Source organism: Chitinophaga sp. (genome assembly GCF_036569125.1).
Taxonomy (GTDB): Bacteria; Bacteroidota; Bacteroidia; order Chitinophagales; family Chitinophagaceae; genus Chitinophaga.
Genome location: NZ_DATCRF010000648.1, coordinates 14,857 through 30,955 on the forward strand (window position 1 = coordinate 14,857; position 16,099 = coordinate 30,955).

Genomic DNA, 16,099 nt, shown 5'->3' on the forward strand with positions numbered 1-16,099 from the left:
AAAAAATTCTGTTAGTTAAATTTTTCTTAAACAAACCGTATTCGCTTTCCTCATATCTCGATTTGTTTAATTCTTCACTTTTTCTGTTCCTTCACCGTTTCTATAACAAATGTACAAGCTTAAATTGATTTAAAAAAGAGTTTTCTCAAATTTATTTCGAATTTTTATGAAAATAATGAACATAGAATTATTTGTAATATGACATTATTCCTTTCAAAAAAATCCCTAAACCTTTAAAATTCCTTGTAACTTGCTGATAGTCAATACAATTGGATAAAGGTGAACTCTTCTGATCTGTGAACCCAAAAATTGTCAAAGTTGAAAAGTAAACGTATGTAATTATTTATAATATATCACATTTCCTTTTCAATCGATTTCTTACGGGTGCAAAGATCGGGTATTTTCTATTGTCGTTTATGTTAAAATATTATGAACGCTGCTGACCTGGGTTATCCGTGTGTGGTTACAGTATGAGCGGTAGCTGCTGCAACACGGCCGGGATAAACTTCCAGGGCTTTTTCCAGGCATACGATGGCTTTGGCAATGTCCTCCCTGTTTAGCACATAAGCAAGGCGTACTTCCTGCTTACCCAGGCCGGGCGTAGCATAAAAGCCGGTACCGGGCGCCATCATTACGGTTTGCTGCTCATAGGCAAAAGATTCCAGCAGCCATTGGCAAAAACGATCCGCATCATCGATCGGTAATTTTGCCATTGCATAAAAGGCGCCCCCGGGATTCGGGCAAAACACACCGGGAATATTATTCAGGCCGGCTACCAGCACATCGCGGCGGGCCAGGTATTCTGCTTTAATGCCGTCAAAATAATCGGCCGGCAGGTCTACCGCTGCTTCACCGGCTATTTGTGCAAAGGAGGGAGGGCTTAAACGGGCCTGCGCAAATTTCATCACGGCATCCAGCACCTGCTGATTCTTACTAACCAGTGCGCCTATACGTCCGCCGCAGGCGCTATACCTTTTGGAGATAGTATCCATCAGTATCACATGGTTATCCATCCCTTCCAGGTTCATTGCGGAAAAGTGCTGGCCGGTATAGCAGAACTCGCGGTAAGCCTCGTCAGAGAACAGGTACAGATCATGCTTCAGGCACAGCTGCTTCAGCACTTCCATTTCTTCCTTACTATATAAATAACCGGTAGGGTTATTGGGATTGCAGATTAAAATGGCTCTGGTACGGGGCGTAATAGCTTTTTCAAACGCTTCCATTGCCGGCAGCGCAAAACCGCTTTCAATACTGGAGCCAATGGTGCGGATGGTAACGCCTGCCTCCACCGCAAATCCGTTGTAGTTAGCATAAAAAGGCTCCGGCACAATCACCTCATCGCCCGCATCCAGGCAGGCCATAAAGGAAAACAGGATGGCTTCTGAACCGCCGGTGGTAACAATGATCTGCTGGTGGTTTACCCGGATATTAAACCTTTCATAATAAGTAACCAGCTTACGGCGGTAGCTTTCATTACCCGCGCTGTGGCTGTATTCCAGCACTTTGAACTCGGAATGGCGTACCGCATCCAGCACCGGCTTAGGGGTTTCAATATCCGGCTGACCTATGTTCAGGTGGTAAACCTTTACGCCCTTCTTTTTAGCTGCTTCGGCGTAAGGCACTAATTTTCTGATGGGGGAGGGCGGCATGTGCACGCCTCTCTGGCTTATATCAGGCATCGTTTGATTGGTTTGGCGATTGCAAAGTTAAAGGAAATGTAGGGATATGCTGACGGGGGAGTACATAATGTGCAGCCCGGTAAGCGCGTGAATATGGGAATATATGCCGTATTAAGGCACAAATTTTATGCGGGGCAAAGCACCGGGCTGTGATGAGCGGAAAACAGTTCAATAAAAAAACCTTACAGCTTTCAAAACTGTAAGGTTTTTTTTATCAATGGAAGGATCTGCACGGTGTGCACATCCAATCATTTGAAAATTAGTTTTCTACGGTGCCGGTCAGGTGTAATTCCTTATCCTGATCCACGCCTTTGAACTTAACCCAGATAGTTTTGCTTTGCTGGCCTACACCATTGGCGCTGTAAGTAGCCGTTACTTTACCTTTTTTACCAGGTAAAATGGGCTCTTTAGTCCAGTTGGGAGTAGTACATCCGCAGGATGCGCGGGCTGCTTCTACCAGGATGGGTTCTTTGGTGATATTAGTAAATTCAAAATCAACAGTTACGGGTTTGTTGAGTTGGGTTTTACCAAAATCAATTGATTCCTTCACGAATTTCACTTTTGCGTCTGCAGTATTGCCGGTGGCGGAACCATTTTGTGTCTGGGCCCAAAGTGCTGTCGTTAACAGCATGCTCGCAAATAGGGATAAGATAAACTTTTTCATCATGTATAGTTTGGTTTTAAACGGTTTTGGTTAAAAAGATAAATCCTACCCGGATTTATGCAAATTTACAGCCAAATTTTATTTCACGTAAAGCAAATTATTAAAATCTTCTTAAAAAAAACATTTTAATTTAAGAACGGCATTTTCAGCATGTTAGCAACTATTTTTCATCTGTATAAATTAACCTTACTTTTGCACTTTAACCAACCCGCATGATAGAAAATAATGAACTGACTATGAATATGGACAGCCGGTTATCTTTTGAAGAATTCCGCAAGGAGGTATTGAATGACTACCGGTTGGCTTGCGAAAGCAGGGAAGTTAGTTTGCTGGCACGCAAGGAGGTACTGACCGGTAAGGCCAAATTTGGCATTTTCGGAGACGGTAAGGAGGTTGCGCAGATAGCCATGGCTAAATATTTCCTGCCGGGTGATTATCGCTCCGGTTACTATCGCGATCAGACTTTTGCCTTTGCCAGCGGTATTGCTACTATAGAGCAATTTTTCTCTCAGCTGTATGCCGATCCGGACCCGCTTAACGAGCCTTTCTCCGCCGGCCGGCAAATGAATGCGCATTTTGCCACGCCCAATATTACGCCGGATGGCCAATGGCGTGACCTTACCAAAATAAAAAATACGGCCGCCGACATGGCGCCTACTGCCGCGCAAATGCCGCGTGCACTGGGTCTGGCCTTTGCCTCTAAATTATTCCGGGAAGTGGAGGTGCTGAAAGAGTTCAGTCACCTGTCGCAGAACGGTAACGAGATCTGTTTTGCTACTATCGGCGACGCCTCTACGTCCGAAGGGCATTTCTGGGAAACCATGAATGCAGCAGGTGTTTTGCAGGTGCCATTGGCGGTGTTCATATGGGATGATGGATACGGGATTTCCGTACCGCGTAAATACCAAACCACCAAAGGCTCTATCAGCACCGTGATGGAAGGCTTCCGGAAAACAGAAGGCACCAATGGCTTTGATATTTATAATGTAAAGGGCTGGGATTATGCCGGCATGTGTGAGGTATTTGAGAACGGCCTGCGCAAGGTGCGGGAAACGCATGTACCTGCGCTGTTCCATGTAGAGGAGATCACGCAGCCACAGGGCCACTCCACCAGCGGATCGCATGAACGTTATAAAAGCAAGGACCGCCTGGCCTGGGAAAAGGATTTTGACTGCAATCATAAAATGCGGCAGTGGATCCTGGAAAATGCATTGTCTGACGAAGGCACCCTGCAGGAAATAGAAGCCCGCGCTAAAGTACTGGCCCAGGAAAGCCGTAAAAGCGCCTGGGAAAAATATATTACCCCCATTAAGCAGCAGGTGCAAACCATGGTGGGGTATGGCAATGCGATAGTATCAGAAGGGGTGGCAGATACGGCAATGGTGCAGCAAGCCATTCATGAGCTGCAGGTGAACCGTGAGCCGCTGCGCCGCGATATCCTGAAAACAGCCGCCACTATTCTGTTCCATAACAAGAAAAAACAAAGCCCGGCCTTACAGGCTTTACAACAATATTATAACCAACAGCTGCAGCAGGAAAAGCAAACCTATAACAGCCTGCTGTATGGAGAGGGTGCTAACTCAGCCCTGAATGTACCGGTAATACCGGCTACTTATGCAGCAGATGCGCATGTGGTGAATGGTTATGAAGTGCTGAATAAATATTTTGACCAGCTGTTTGCTGAAAACCCCAGGGTATTTGCTTTTGGGGAAGATGTAGGTAAGATCGGAGATGTGAACCAGGGCTTTGCCGGCTTACAGCAAAAACATGGAAAAGACCGCATTTTTGATACCGGCATACGGGAGCTTACTATTATGGGTCAGGCCGTGGGCATGGCGCTGCGTGGCCTGAAGCCTATAGCAGAGATCCAGTACGTGGATTATATGTTATACGGCCTGCAGCCCTTAAGTGATGATGTGGCCAGCCTGCATTACCGCACCGGCGGTACACAGGCCTGCCCAATGATCGTACGTACCCGCGGCCACCGGCTGGAGGGCATCTGGCATTCCGGGTCGCCCATGGCTATGATGATCCACAGCCTGCGTGGCATGCATCTTTGCGTGCCCCGCAACATGGTACAGGCAGCCGGTATGTATAATACCTTATTACGCGCCAATGAACCGGCCGTAGTGGTTGAATCCCTGAACGGCTACCGCCTGAAAGAGCAGCTGCCGGATAACCTCACTACTTTTACCGTGCCCCTGGGCATACCGGAAGTGGTAATGGCCGGTACGGATATTACATTAGTATCCTATGGCTCTACCCTGCGTATTGTGGAAGAAGCCGCGCATACGCTGGAACAAATGGGCGTTTCCTGCGAGGTGATCGACGTACAGACCTTATTGCCGTTTGATATTCACCACAGTATTGTTGAATCTTTAAAAAAGACCAACCGTATTGTGTTTATTGATGAAGATGTACCGGGTGGCGGCACAGCCTACATGTTCCAGCAGGTAATGGAATTGCAGGGCGGTTACCGCTGGCTGGATGTAGCGCCCCGCACCCTGAGCGCACAGGCGCACCGGCCGGCCTATGGCTCTGACGGGGACTATTTCTCCAAGCCTAATACGGAAGATGTGGTGAAGGTGGTAATGTCTATGATGGAAGAATAGCGCATAAAGCGTTTTGTATAAAAACAGTACGTCCCGTAGCGGCCAGGCCGCACGGGACGTTTTTTTTCTGTAACAGTTGTAGGTTTTAGGCAGATGACAAGCAGTATGTTCACAAATATTAAAAAATATATCCATACTACTATGCCATGCCCGTGTTATTTAACCATAATTTCAACATGAGCAGGCAGAAAATATGCCAGTTTACTTTGTTATTTTACGGCATTGGCCATTTGAAAAATAGCAAGGATGAAAAATATAGTTGTTTTAGACGGATATGCCCTGAACCCCGGCGATCTTGACTGGGGTCCTTTACAGGCCCTGGGAAATGTAACGGTTTATGACCGCACCCCTGAAGCGGAAGTACCTGCCCGGGCAAAAGATGCCGAGATCCTGCTCACCAACAAGGCTATTATAAGCAGCGCTGCCATAGCGCAATTACCAAAGCTGCAATACATTGGCGTAATGGCCACCGGGTATAATATTGTAGATGTACCTGCTGCCACTGCCCGGCAGATCACTGTAACCAATGTGCCGGCCTATGGTACGCCTGCGGTGGCACAGCTTACCTTTGCCCTGATGCTGGAGCTATACAACCATGTAGGATTGCATGCGGCCAGTGTGCGCGCCGGCGACTGGAGCCGCAGTATGGATTTCAGCTACTGGAAAGCGCCTTTGCACGAGCTGCATGGCAAAGTGCTGGGCATAGTAGGACTGGGGCAAATAGGGCAGGCAGTAGCCCGCATTGCGCTGGCTTTTGGTATGCAGGTAATAGCCTTTCATAAACACCCGGAACGGGATAAAATGGAGGGCGTTACATTCGTAGACCAGGCTGCCTGTTTTGCCCGGGCAGATGTGGTAAGCCTGCATTGCCCGCTGAATGAGCAGAACAGGGGTTTTGTAAATGAGCCGTTAATAAACACCATGAAGCCGGGCGCTATTTTAATAAACACCAGCCGGGGGCCCCTGATCAATGAAGCCGATCTGGCCCGGGCGCTGAATAACGGCCGTATAGCCGGCGCTGCCCTGGATGTACTTTCCACTGAACCGCCGCCGGCCGGTCATCCCCTGGTAACCGCTAAAAACTGCATTATTACGCCGCATATTGCCTGGGCTTCCATAGAGGCCCGGGGGCGTTTGCTGCATACCACCATTGCAAATGTAAAAGCCTGGTTGGCGGGCCAGCCGCAGCATGTATTAAATGGCTGATTATCTGTTTATCAAAATAATAGATATAAATTCTAGCAGATCTGTGTTATAATAGGAATATGATGAGCTGGATAAACTAATTATTGATTTGTTTGTTAATCAATAGTGAATATGAATTATATGGTATACCACCGGTGAATAAAATGAACAAAAAAGACTACAAAAAAACTTTTCCGGTAATTTCGGGATTCAGTAATAATTAGCTAAATTGGAACAGGTTATAAACACTGTATGTAGGGGTTGCTATTTAAAAGACGCTCAATAATCATTTAGGCCACAAAACGCCCTGGAATCAATCAAATTTTTCATCATTAGATCTAAAATCCACCTGTATGAAAGCAGGAATTCTACTGGTAGAAGATGACCATTTTTTTGCTAAGGTTATCAAAAGACATTTAGAGAAGGAAGGTTTTAATGTAGTACACTGCCTGGATGGCGATGAAGCCTGGGAAGCGTTCCAGGAGCGTGCATTCGACATTTGCCTGCTGGACATAATTATGCCCGGCAAAGATGGTTTTAGCCTGGCGCAGGAGATCCGCAACCGGGATACGAATGTGCCTATTATCTTCATCTCCTCCCGCTATATGGAGCAGGACCGCCTGAATGGTTTTGCCGCCGGTGGGGATGATTATATGGTAAAGCCGTTTAACATTGAGGAGCTGCAATACCGCATAGATGTGTTCCTGAAAAGGAGCCGCCTGCTGCAGAGCCGCAAGGTGCAGATCTATCAGATAGGCTCCCTGGAGTTTAACTACACGGAGCTCAAGATCTATCATGCGCCAACTAATGCAACCGTAAATCTGCCGCCAAAAGAGGCCGAGCTGCTGAAATTCCTGTGTGAGAACCCTAACCGCAAGCTGAAACGGGAAAACATTTTGCTGAGTGTTTGGGGGAGCGATGACTTTTTTGCGGGGCGTACCATGGATGTGTACCTGACCCGCCTGAGAAAGCATTTCCGCATGGATGATACGGTAAAGCTGGAAACCTTTCATGGTAAAGGCTTACGCCTTATGACAGATGAACAGGCCTGCCTGCTGGACAACTAAGTAACGCAGAAACACCACACCAACACGTATATTATTGGAGAACCGTTTTGCTTTTGGCAGAACGGTTCTCTTATTTTATAGCTGTAATGTGGTTTAACGCAGGTTGTGGAATACCTGTTGCACGTCATCGTCCTGCTCCAGGCGGTCAATCAGCTCCAATACTTCCTTGGCCTGCTCTTCATTCAGCTCCGTAGTAGTGGTAGGAATGCGCTGCAGCTCCGCGCTCAGGGGGGTAATACCTTTTTCTTCCAGGGCTTTGGCCATGTTGCCGAACTCTGTGAAAGGCGTACGCAGAATAATGTTGCCTTCACTATCTTCCCCGATCTCTTCCAAACCGGCATCGATCAGCTCCAGCTCCAGTTCTTCCAGGTTCTGACCTTCATTTTTGATCTTGAACACGCCCATACGGTTAAACAAAAAGCCTACAGAACCGCTGGTGCCCAGGCTGCCGCCTTCCTTATTAAAGTGCATGCGCACATTCGCTACGGTACGGGTAGGGTTATCGGTAGCTGTTTCCACCATCACCGCTACGCCGTGGGGGGCATACCCTTCATATACAACTTCCTCATAATCGGTTTTGTCTTTACCCATTGCGCGCTTAATGGCAGCTTCTACCCGGTCTTTGGGCATGTTCACACCTTTGGCGTTGGCAAAACAACGGCGCAGGGCGGGATTGTTATCCGGGTCAGGACCACCTTGTTTTACTGCGATGGCTATTTCCTTACCTATCCTGGTGAATTGTTTGGCCATCCGGTCCCAACGGGCAAACATAGTGTGCTTTCTTACTTCAAATATTCTTCCCATGTTGGTTTATTATCGAATCGCAAAAATACAGTTTATAGGAATGTAAAACCCCTAAAATAAAAACCGCCCCGGTATTATTCCGGAGCGGTTCAATTATTTAATACGATAGCCTATTTCTGGAGCTTACGCGCTTTACTGTGTTTAACGCTGTAGCCAAAGTAAATGACAAAACCAATGGCCAGCCAGATCACTAACCTGATCCAGTTATCAGCGCCCAGGCCCAGGATCATTAGTCCGCACACAATAGCACCGGCAATGGGTACAACAGGCACCCAGGGGGTTTTGAAGGGGCGCGGTACATTCGGATCGCTTTTGCGCATTACCAGTACGCCAATACATACCAGCACAAAGGCAAACAGGGTACCGATGCTGGTCATGTTACCTACAATGTGATCCGGGATAAAACCGGCAAACAGGGCGGTGAACACAAAGAACAGCATTTGTGATTTGTACGGAGTACGGTATTTGGGGTGCAGCTTGGAAAACACCGGTGGCACCAGCCCATCGTTGGACATGGAGTAGAACACGCGGGTTTGTCCCAGCAACATTACCAGGATCACGGAGGAGAAACCGGCCAGGATAGCGATGGTGATGAACAATGACAACCAGCTATACCCCGGCATATAGGTATCAATAGCATATGCTACAGAGGCTTCGCTACCGGCTTTCAAAAAGTCTTTGAAAGGGGCCACACCTGTTAATACGTGGGAGAATAAGATGTATAATACCGTACAAATAGCCAGGGATACCAGGATACCGATGGGCATAGCGCGCTTGGGATCTTTGGTTTCCTGTGCGGCGGTGGATACGGCATCAAATCCAATGAAGGCAAAAAATACCACTCCCGCGCCGGCCAATACACCTAACCAGCCGTGGTTGCGGGGTTGCGCGTAATCGACCACGCTGCCATCGTTCAGTGTTACGGTACCGGCATCGGCAGGTATCATATAAGGGGTGTGGTTGGCAGGATTTATAAAGTGCCAGCCCAGCCCAATGAACAATAATACGATGGCTACTTTTACTATTACAATGATGGTGTTAACCGTGGCAGATTCCTGCGTACCGCGGATCAGCAGTAAGGTGAGCAGCAGCAGGATAAAAATAGCGGGGAGGTTGATCATACCATGTACGCCGGTGGCAGATACTTCAAACGGCGAGTGGGACAGCTCGTATGGTATGGTAGTATGAAAGAGTGAAAATAATAGCTTGTTCAGGTACTGGGACCAGCCAATGGATACGGTGGCGGCGCCCAGGGCATATTCCAGCACCAGGTCCCAGCCAATGATCCAGGCAACAAATTCACCAAGGGTAGCATAGGAATACGTATAGGCGCTACCGGCAATTGGTATCATGGAAGCAAATTCCGCATAACATAAACCGGCTAAGGCACAGCCAATAGCGGCTACTACAAAGGAAAGGGTTACCGCAGGTCCGGCGTGTGCGCCGGCAGCAGCCGCGGTGCGTACAAACAGGCCTGCACCAATGATAGCGCCAATACCTAACGCAACCAGGGACCCGGCCGTTAACGTTCTTTTTAATCCTTTTTCTGTTTCCGAGGCTTCAGATAATAATTGACCCAGTGGCTTTTTTACAAAGAGTCTACTCATGATAGAAGTATTGTTGGTTGATTTAAATGGTTTAGTTGTTGTTTTGAGACCGCCAAATATAACTATGAAAACTCAAATCGGCTTGTTTTATTTTATGGCGTTATGGGTGAATATTGGTTCAGAACCTTATTTTTGGGAAATTTTAAACACGCACAGCAGCAACAAATTAAGCATGGCATGAAGAAATCTAACCGGCTTACCCTGTACATAGTTCTTGGGATGATATTAGGAATTTTAACAGGGTATATTATATTCAACTCATATGCGAACGATGAAGCGGCCATTAAAAAAATAGCAGACAACTTATCTATACTTACCGATGTTTTCCTGCGGCTGGTAAAAATGATCATTGCCCCGCTGGTATTCTCTACCCTGGTAACGGGGGTGGCTAAACTGGGGGATATTAAAGCCGTGGGCCGCATTGGGGGCAAAACCATGTTATGGTTTATTACGGCCACCTTTGTATCCCTTTTCCTGGGTTTAATACTGGTGAATATATTACAGCCCGGCCATTCATTAAACTTACCTGTGCCGGATTCGCATGCCAGCGCCGGGGTTTCGGGAACGGATATGACGCTGCGCGGCTTTTTCCGCCACGTGTTCCCTGACAGCGTAATTATGGCAATGGCCAATAATGAGATATTGCAGATCGTAATTTTTGCGTTATTCTTTGGGGTAGCTATTGCAGCTATCGGGGAAAAAGGGCTGCCGGTGGTAAAGCTGCTGGATGCCGTGGCGCATATTATGCTCAAGGTAACTTCGTACGTAATGAACTTTGCGCCTTTTGCCGTATTTGGCGCTATGGCTGCCATCATATCGCAGAAAGGATTGGGAATTTTGCTAACCTATGGCACATTTATCATTCAGTTCTATGGAGGGCTGATCCTGTTGTGGATCATCCTGTCGCTGGCAGGTTTTTTTGTACTGGGCCGCTCCGCATTCAATTTACTGGGCCGGTTAAAGGCCCCGCTGCTGCTGGCTTTCAGCACAGCTACCAGTGAAGCGGCTTACCCGCGGACCATGGAGGAGCTGGAAAAATTTGGTTGTGACAGTAAAATAGTGAGCTTTGTATTACCCCTGGGCTATTCCTTTAACCTGGATGGCTCTATGATGTATATGACCTTTGCCAGCATGTTCATTGCACAGGCTTATAATATGCACCTGGGCCTGGAGCAGCAGATATCCATGTTACTGGTACTCATGATCACCAGCAAGGGGATTGCGGGTGTGCCCCGGGCCTCGCTGGTTGTAATAGCAGGCACTTTATCCATGTTCCACATCCCGGAAGCCGGTTTGCTGCTGCTGCTGGGGGTAGATCATATACTGGATATGGGCCGCTCCGCCACCAACGTAATTGGTAACGCTATGGCCACCGCCGTAGTTTCTAAATGGGAAGGCTCGCTTGCAAAGGAGCCGGAAGCATTACAGGAAGTATAACAATTCAGTAACAGTAAAATTGCTATTTTGGCAATTCGCCATTTTTGGAAATTTCTCATAACATAGTAGCATGGACCAGATCACAGAGCTTTTTAAACACCTTATTAACCCGCAATGGATCATTGACCACGGGGGTATTTACTTATTGTTGCTGATCATTTTTGCGGAAACAGGATTGTTTGTGGGATTTTTCCTGCCAGGTGATTCCCTGCTGTTTGTAGCCGGCATTTACGGTGAAAGGCTGAGCGAAAGCTTTTTTAATATGCCTTTTGTAGTGATAATGCTGCTGATAGCTATTGCCGGTGTGCTGGGTAATATGGTAGGCTACTGGTTTGGCCGTAAATCGGGCCCGCTGCTGTTTGCAAGAAAGGATACATTATTATTCAAGAAAAAATATTTATACCAGGCCAAGGAGTTTTATGATAAACACGGCGGCGGCGCTGTTTTCCTGGCGCGGTTTTTACCCATTGTGCGCACCTTTGCACCTATTGTAGCAGGGATTGTACAAATGGAAAGTAAAAAGTTCATGCTCTATAATATTGTAGGCTCTTTTTCCTGGGTATTTTCCATGATGCTGGCCGGCCATTACCTGGATAAAATGTTCCCCGGTTTAAAGGAGCACCTGGAGCTGATCATCATTGTAATAATACTGATCACCACCCTGCCGGTATTGATAAAACTGTTTTTCGGAAAAACCAAACACCCGGAGCACCTGCACCACGAGGATAGCAAAAAATCAACCGATACCACGGTTTCCTAAGAAAACGAACTATTTATTTACTAACCATATGAAGAATGCAAATAACCGTTCCACGTCTATCTTCAATATAGCCGTTATAGTGGCTTCACTGGGCTATTTTGTAGATATTTATGATCTGCTGCTTTTTACGATCGTGCGCGTACCCAGCCTTAAATCGCTGGGTGTACCGCAAGCGGAAATTGATGCCGGTATTGGCCTGCTGCTCATTAACGTTCAAATGGCGGGCCTGTTAATAGGCGGCATTTTCTGGGGCATTGTGGGCGATAAAAAAGGCCGCCTGAGTGTGTTGTTCGGTTCTATATTAATATATTCCGTTGCCAATATTGCCAATGGTTTTGTGCATAGCACCACCATGTACCTGGTATGGCGCTTTGTGGCCGGCTTAGGCCTGGCGGGCGAGTTAGGCGCCGGCATTACCCTGGTATCTGAAATATTACCCAAGGAAAAACGTGGTTATGGCACCATGATCGTAGCTACTATCGGCGTATTCGGCGCAGTGGTGGCAAACTTTGTGGCCAAAATAGTGCAGGACTGGCGGATCTGCTATTTTATAGGAGGGGCGCTGGGCCTGGCTTTGCTGGTGCTGCGTATCAGTGTGCTGGAATCGCATTTATTTAACGCCATTAAAACAAGTAACGCCAGCCGCGGTAATTTTTTGCAGCTGTTCACTGACAAGCACCGTTTTTTAAAATACCTGAAATGCCTGCTGCTGGGCACTCCTACCTGGTTTGTAGTAGGCATACTCATGGCTTTCTCCAATAAATTTGCCATTGAAATGCATGTGCGTGATGCCATTAACCCCGGCGATGCCATTGCTTTTTGTTATACCGGCCTTACCCTGGGCGATTTTGCCACCGGCCTTATTAGCCAGCTATGGAAAAGCCGCCGTAAGGTAATGCTGCTGTTCCTGTTGCTCACGGCCGCTTTTGTAGCGCTGTACTTTCAGCTGCACGGGGCAGGTAAATGGAGCTTTTATGCAGTGTGTTTTGGCTTAGGCTTCAGCGTTGGTTTCTGGACCATCTTTGTAACCATTGCTGCAGAAAGCTTTGGCACCAACCTGCGGGCTACCGTGGCTACTACGGTGCCCAACTTTGCCAGGGGGCTGCTGCCGCTTATTTCCATGCTGTTTGTGGCCTTACAGGGCAGCTTTACTTACCTGCAAAGCGGCGCTATTGTAGCCGCTATCTGCATAGGCATAGCACTGGTAACCTCTTATTACCTGGAAGAAACCTTTGGTAAGGAATTAAACTATGTGGAAGAGATATAACCGCGTTTAATACTGCGCCAGCACTTTATCTACCAGGCTATTGAGCTGGGCTATTTCCCGGGGATCCAATGCTTTTTTCAGCACATCATCCAGCTGTGTTACTTCTTCTTCTATTGATTTCAATAGCTGCAGGCCTTTGGGTGTGATCTTCACATCCACGGCGCGGCGGTCTGATTCACAGCTTTTGCGTTCCAGGAGATCTGCTTTGCGTAAGCGTTCTACCAGGCGGGATACATCGCTCATTCTATCCAGCATCCTTTCTTTCAGCATATTAATGTTGGCGGCTTTGGGGTGTTGGCCACGCAGTATGCGCAGTATATTAAACTGCTGCATGGTAATGTCAAACTTTTTAAAGAATTGCTGGTTACGGCTTACGATCCAGTTGCCTACGAATACCAGGCCTATCATGCCTTTTGTGTATTCATTATCAAAGGCTTTCTGGGAAAGCAGTTTTTCGATGTTCGACATAATGCAGGTACAGATAGATTTTAAGTGTCAATAATACATGGCCGGTGCAAAAAACAGGCCGTAAAAGCGGTTGATCTTAGCTGTTTTGATGTGTTGTTTTTACACTATCCCCTTTAAAAAGTTACGGTGGCTGATCTGTCTGAGATCAGCCACCGTATTGTATCATATCAGCATCTGGTGTTATGCTGTTACTTTCATATTATCCAGCACGTCCATTACTTCTTTTACGTGCTGTGCGGAAGTATTGAGCAGCTCTTTTTCCGCTGCGTTCAGCTGCAGCTCAATAATTTTTTCAATACCGGTTTTACCCAATACTACAGGTACGCCCAGGTAAATATCCTTCAGCCCGTATTCGCCGGTAAGCCATGCGCAGCAGGGGAAGATGCGTTTTTCATCTTTCAGGATCGCTTCTACCATTTGTGCAGCAGCAGCGCCGGGTGCATACCAGGCAGAGGTGCCCAGCAGGTTCACGATTTCACCGCCGCCCACTTTGGTGCGTTGTATAATAGCTTCCAGCTTATCGGCTGCTACCAGCTCTGTTACAGGAATACCGGCTACAGTGGTATAACGGGGCAGGGGCACCATGGTATCGCCATGGCCACCCATTAATATTGCCTGAATATCTTTAGGGGAACAGCCTATTTCATCGGCCAGGAAAGCACGGTAGCGCGCTGTATCCAGGATACCGGCCATACCAAATACTTTGCTGCTGTCTTTTTTAGCAGTCAGGAAAGCGCAGTAGGTCATTACATCCAGCGGGTTGCTTACTACAATAATAATAGCATCCGGGGAGTATTTACCAATGTTCTCAGTAACAGATTTTACGATGTTGGCATTGGTAGAGATCAGGTCATCGCGGCTCATACCGGGTTTGCGTGGTAAACCGGAGGTAATTACTACTACGTCACTGTTGGCGGTTTTAGCGTAGTCGTTGGTAACGCCTGTTACTTTGGTGCTGTAATAGTCAATGGGCGCCTGTTGCCAGGTGTCCAGTGCTTTTCCTTCCGCCGTGCCTTCCTTAATATCCAGTAATACTACTTCCCGTAAGAAATCTCTGTGGGCCAGTACATTAGCACAGGTTGCACCTACATTCCCGGCTCCTACAACAGTAACTTTCATTTTATCTAAATATTTTAAGGTGAAGAATGAAGAATAAGGTAAATGTAAGTAAAAAGCTCAAAGCAGAAAGCAGAAAGCGTAAAGCATAGTCAAATGGCAGGCAGCTTTCTGCTTTCTGCTTTGAGCTTTCTGCCTAATTCAGGTACTTCAGCACCTGGTCCAGCTTCACGGTACCTTCAAAGCCTTTTACCAGCGCCTGTTTTTTATTGTATACGAACAGGCCGGGGAAATAATGCATGTCGTAAAAATACATGATCTGCCGGGTGGGTTCGCTGGCCATTATAATATTGCGGTAGTTCTGGATCTTATAATGATCATAGTACTCCTTCATTTGCTCCGGTTTAAAAGGCGTTACCATCAGGATCTGCGTTTTCTTAAACTCGTCTATATGCTTCAGCAGGTCTTCGGTCAGCGCTTTACAATGGTCACAGTCTACGCTGAACACAAACACCACGGTAGGGATGTTCTTACGCAGATCGTTCTTGGTGATCACATGCCCGTCTGGCAGGGTGAGCGGGAAAGCAGGTATGACCGGGTATTGCAGGTAAGGTGATTTAGCGGGTTGTGCAGGCGCATTCTGGGCCTGGGCCAGGAAAGTGGAAATACATAAACACAACAAAAGTAAATAACGCATGTTTCAGGCTAGTTTTGGATAATGAGTGCTAAAATTAAGGTAGAACGGGCTGAATCAACCCCTTAAATTGATTTTTTTGCAAAAAAATTACTAGATTACCTGTCCTTACCTTATGTTTGCATTCCTAAAAAAAATAATGAGTACGCATTTTAGCGTTTTTAAAATCTAAATAATTCGCGGAATGTAGTACCACAGAGCAGTTCAGAAAGATTTCGGAGAATGATTTACTTTTGCTGTCCTGACCTAAAATTTTTAAACCTAAATTAAGTATCCTATTTATGGCTACCACTGCAGATATCAGAACAGGATTGATCATAAAGCTGGATAACAGCTTATATTCTGTTGTAGAGTTTGGACAGAACAAGACCGCCCGTGCCGCTGCCAAGGTTTGGGCTAAATTAAAAGGTGTAGATAACAGCCGCTCTATAGAGCACACCTGGAACTCCGGCGATAACATTTTCCCTGTACGCGTTGAGAAAAAAGCATTCCAGTTCCTGTACAAGGACGACAGTGGTTACAATTTCATGGATAAAGAAACTTTTGAGCAGATAGCCCTGGCAGAAACTATGGTGGATGCTCCGCAGTTCCTGAAAGACGGGGATGAAGTGTTTGTAATGATCAATACCGAAACAGAGCAGCCTATGAGCGTGGAGCTGCCTGATAAAATAGTGGTGAAGGTCACTTATTCCGAGCCGGGCATGAAAGGGGATACTGCTACCCGCACCCTGAAACCCGCTACTATTGAAACCGGCGCTACGGTAATGGTGCCCCTGTTCGTGAACGAGGGAGAATCCAT

At 46.9% G+C, this 16,099-nt stretch carries 15 protein-coding genes; 8 read left to right on the forward strand and 7 right to left on the reverse strand.

Annotation, left to right across the window (positions count from 1 at the left end):
* Positions 1-449 precede the first annotated feature (449 nt).
* A complete protein-coding gene (locus tag VIM87_RS24320; RefSeq protein ID WP_331999504.1) occupies positions 450-1,679 on the reverse strand; it encodes a pyridoxal phosphate-dependent aminotransferase in 1,230 nt (409 codons plus the stop codon).
* Positions 1,680-1,938: 259 nt separating this feature from the next.
* Positions 1,939-2,346 (reverse strand): DUF1573 domain-containing protein, encoded by a 408-nt coding sequence (locus tag VIM87_RS24325; protein WP_238386682.1) that lies wholly within the window; start codon positions 2,344-2,346, stop codon positions 1,939-1,941.
* A 209-nt stretch (positions 2,347-2,555) separates the two neighbouring features.
* Here VIM87_RS24325 and VIM87_RS24330 point away from each other — a divergent pair, with 209 nt between their 5' ends.
* The 3 genes from VIM87_RS24330 to VIM87_RS24340 all read left to right on the forward strand — a co-directional run bounded on the left by VIM87_RS24330 (position 2,556) and on the right by VIM87_RS24340 (position 7,207).
* The gene (locus VIM87_RS24330) at positions 2,556-4,955 is read left to right on the forward strand and encodes an alpha-ketoacid dehydrogenase subunit alpha/beta (RefSeq protein WP_331999505.1); all 2,400 of its coding nucleotides are present in this window, start codon (positions 2,556-2,558) and stop codon (positions 4,953-4,955) included.
* Positions 4,956-5,201: 246 nt separating this feature from the next.
* Entirely contained in the window at positions 5,202-6,161 is a 960-nt protein-coding gene (locus VIM87_RS24335; RefSeq protein ID WP_331999506.1) for a D-2-hydroxyacid dehydrogenase, read from the forward strand.
* A gap of 332 nt (positions 6,162-6,493) precedes the next feature.
* Positions 6,494-7,207 carry a response regulator transcription factor gene (locus VIM87_RS24340; RefSeq protein WP_089918441.1) on the forward strand — a complete coding sequence of 238 codons (714 nt, stop codon included), beginning with the start codon at positions 6,494-6,496 and terminating at the stop codon, positions 7,205-7,207.
* 93 nt (positions 7,208-7,300) lie between these two features.
* Here the strand turns inward: VIM87_RS24340 and VIM87_RS24345 are convergent, their stop codons facing one another.
* Both VIM87_RS24345 and VIM87_RS24350 read right to left on the reverse strand, forming a co-directional pair.
* Complete coding sequence (locus VIM87_RS24345) at positions 7,301-8,011, reverse strand: YebC/PmpR family DNA-binding transcriptional regulator (RefSeq protein WP_331999507.1); 711 nt, start codon at positions 8,009-8,011, stop codon at positions 7,301-7,303.
* 110 nt (positions 8,012-8,121) lie between these two features.
* Positions 8,122-9,618, reverse strand: coding sequence for an amino acid permease (locus VIM87_RS24350; protein ID WP_331999508.1), 1,497 nt, complete (start codon positions 9,616-9,618; stop codon positions 8,122-8,124).
* On the opposite strand from VIM87_RS24350, the gene VIM87_RS24355 reads away from it, so the two are divergent.
* From VIM87_RS24355 to VIM87_RS24370, 4 genes are all read left to right on the forward strand, one after another.
* Positions 9,617-9,799: a hypothetical protein gene (locus tag VIM87_RS24355; RefSeq protein WP_331999509.1), complete on the forward strand. Its 183-nt coding sequence runs from the start codon at positions 9,617-9,619 to the stop codon at positions 9,797-9,799. The two genes, VIM87_RS24350 and VIM87_RS24355, sit on opposite strands and share 2 nt — an antisense overlap.
* On the forward strand, positions 9,796-11,055 hold the full coding sequence (locus VIM87_RS24360) for a dicarboxylate/amino acid:cation symporter (protein ID WP_331999510.1): 1,260 nt from the start codon (positions 9,796-9,798) through the stop codon (positions 11,053-11,055). The genes VIM87_RS24355 and VIM87_RS24360 overlap by 4 nt, the downstream gene beginning before the upstream one ends.
* A gap of 70 nt (positions 11,056-11,125) precedes the next feature.
* Entirely contained in the window at positions 11,126-11,815 is a 690-nt protein-coding gene (locus VIM87_RS24365) for a DedA family protein (protein WP_331999511.1), read from the forward strand.
* 28 nt (positions 11,816-11,843) lie between these two features.
* The gene (locus tag VIM87_RS24370) at positions 11,844-13,082 is read left to right on the forward strand and encodes an MFS transporter (protein ID WP_331999512.1); all 1,239 of its coding nucleotides are present in this window, start codon (positions 11,844-11,846) and stop codon (positions 13,080-13,082) included.
* A 6-nt stretch (positions 13,083-13,088) separates the two neighbouring features.
* On the opposite strand, the gene VIM87_RS24375 is transcribed toward VIM87_RS24370, so the two are convergent.
* The 3 genes from VIM87_RS24375 to VIM87_RS24385 all read right to left on the reverse strand — a co-directional run bounded on the left by VIM87_RS24375 (position 13,089) and on the right by VIM87_RS24385 (position 15,303).
* On the reverse strand, positions 13,089-13,550 hold the full coding sequence (locus VIM87_RS24375) for a MarR family winged helix-turn-helix transcriptional regulator (protein WP_331999513.1): 462 nt from the start codon (positions 13,548-13,550) through the stop codon (positions 13,089-13,091).
* A 180-nt stretch (positions 13,551-13,730) separates the two neighbouring features.
* Positions 13,731-14,669, reverse strand: coding sequence for a malate dehydrogenase (gene mdh, locus VIM87_RS24380; RefSeq protein WP_331999514.1), 939 nt, complete (start codon positions 14,667-14,669; stop codon positions 13,731-13,733).
* Between the two features lie 133 nt (positions 14,670-14,802).
* On the reverse strand, positions 14,803-15,303 hold the full coding sequence (locus VIM87_RS24385) for a peroxiredoxin family protein (protein WP_331999515.1): 501 nt from the start codon (positions 15,301-15,303) through the stop codon (positions 14,803-14,805).
* Between the two features lie 278 nt (positions 15,304-15,581).
* On the opposite strand from VIM87_RS24385, the gene VIM87_RS24390 reads away from it, so the two are divergent.
* Positions 15,582-16,099 (forward strand): elongation factor P (locus VIM87_RS24390; protein ID WP_331999516.1); only part of this gene is annotated, 518 nt, incomplete at its 3' end.

What these genes read in the sequence shown, in the direction of transcription:
- VIM87_RS24320 (WP_331999504.1), bottom strand. Translation starts at nt 1,679, where the DNA reads ATGCCTGATATAAGCCAGAGAGGCGTGCACATGCCGCCCTCCCCCATC.
- VIM87_RS24325 (WP_238386682.1), bottom strand. Translation starts at nt 2,346, where the DNA reads ATGATGAAAAAGTTTATCTTATCCCTATTTGCGAGCATGCTGTTAACG.
- VIM87_RS24330 (WP_331999505.1), top strand. Translation starts at nt 2,556, where the DNA reads ATGATAGAAAATAATGAACTGACTATGAATATGGACAGCCGGTTATCT.
- VIM87_RS24335 (WP_331999506.1), top strand. Translation starts at nt 5,202, where the DNA reads ATGAAAAATATAGTTGTTTTAGACGGATATGCCCTGAACCCCGGCGAT.
- VIM87_RS24340 (WP_089918441.1), top strand. Translation starts at nt 6,494, where the DNA reads ATGAAAGCAGGAATTCTACTGGTAGAAGATGACCATTTTTTTGCTAAG.
- VIM87_RS24345 (WP_331999507.1), bottom strand. Translation starts at nt 8,011, where the DNA reads ATGGGAAGAATATTTGAAGTAAGAAAGCACACTATGTTTGCCCGTTGG.
- VIM87_RS24355 (WP_331999509.1), top strand. Translation starts at nt 9,617, where the DNA reads ATGATAGAAGTATTGTTGGTTGATTTAAATGGTTTAGTTGTTGTTTTG.
- VIM87_RS24350 (WP_331999508.1), bottom strand. Translation starts at nt 9,618, where the DNA reads ATGAGTAGACTCTTTGTAAAAAAGCCACTGGGTCAATTATTATCTGAA.
- VIM87_RS24360 (WP_331999510.1), top strand. Translation starts at nt 9,796, where the DNA reads ATGAAGAAATCTAACCGGCTTACCCTGTACATAGTTCTTGGGATGATA.
- VIM87_RS24365 (WP_331999511.1), top strand. Translation starts at nt 11,126, where the DNA reads ATGGACCAGATCACAGAGCTTTTTAAACACCTTATTAACCCGCAATGG.
- VIM87_RS24370 (WP_331999512.1), top strand. Translation starts at nt 11,844, where the DNA reads ATGAAGAATGCAAATAACCGTTCCACGTCTATCTTCAATATAGCCGTT.
- VIM87_RS24375 (WP_331999513.1), bottom strand. Translation starts at nt 13,550, where the DNA reads ATGTCGAACATCGAAAAACTGCTTTCCCAGAAAGCCTTTGATAATGAA.
- mdh (WP_331999514.1), bottom strand. Translation starts at nt 14,669, where the DNA reads ATGAAAGTTACTGTTGTAGGAGCCGGGAATGTAGGTGCAACCTGTGCT.
- VIM87_RS24385 (WP_331999515.1), bottom strand. Translation starts at nt 15,303, where the DNA reads ATGCGTTATTTACTTTTGTTGTGTTTATGTATTTCCACTTTCCTGGCC.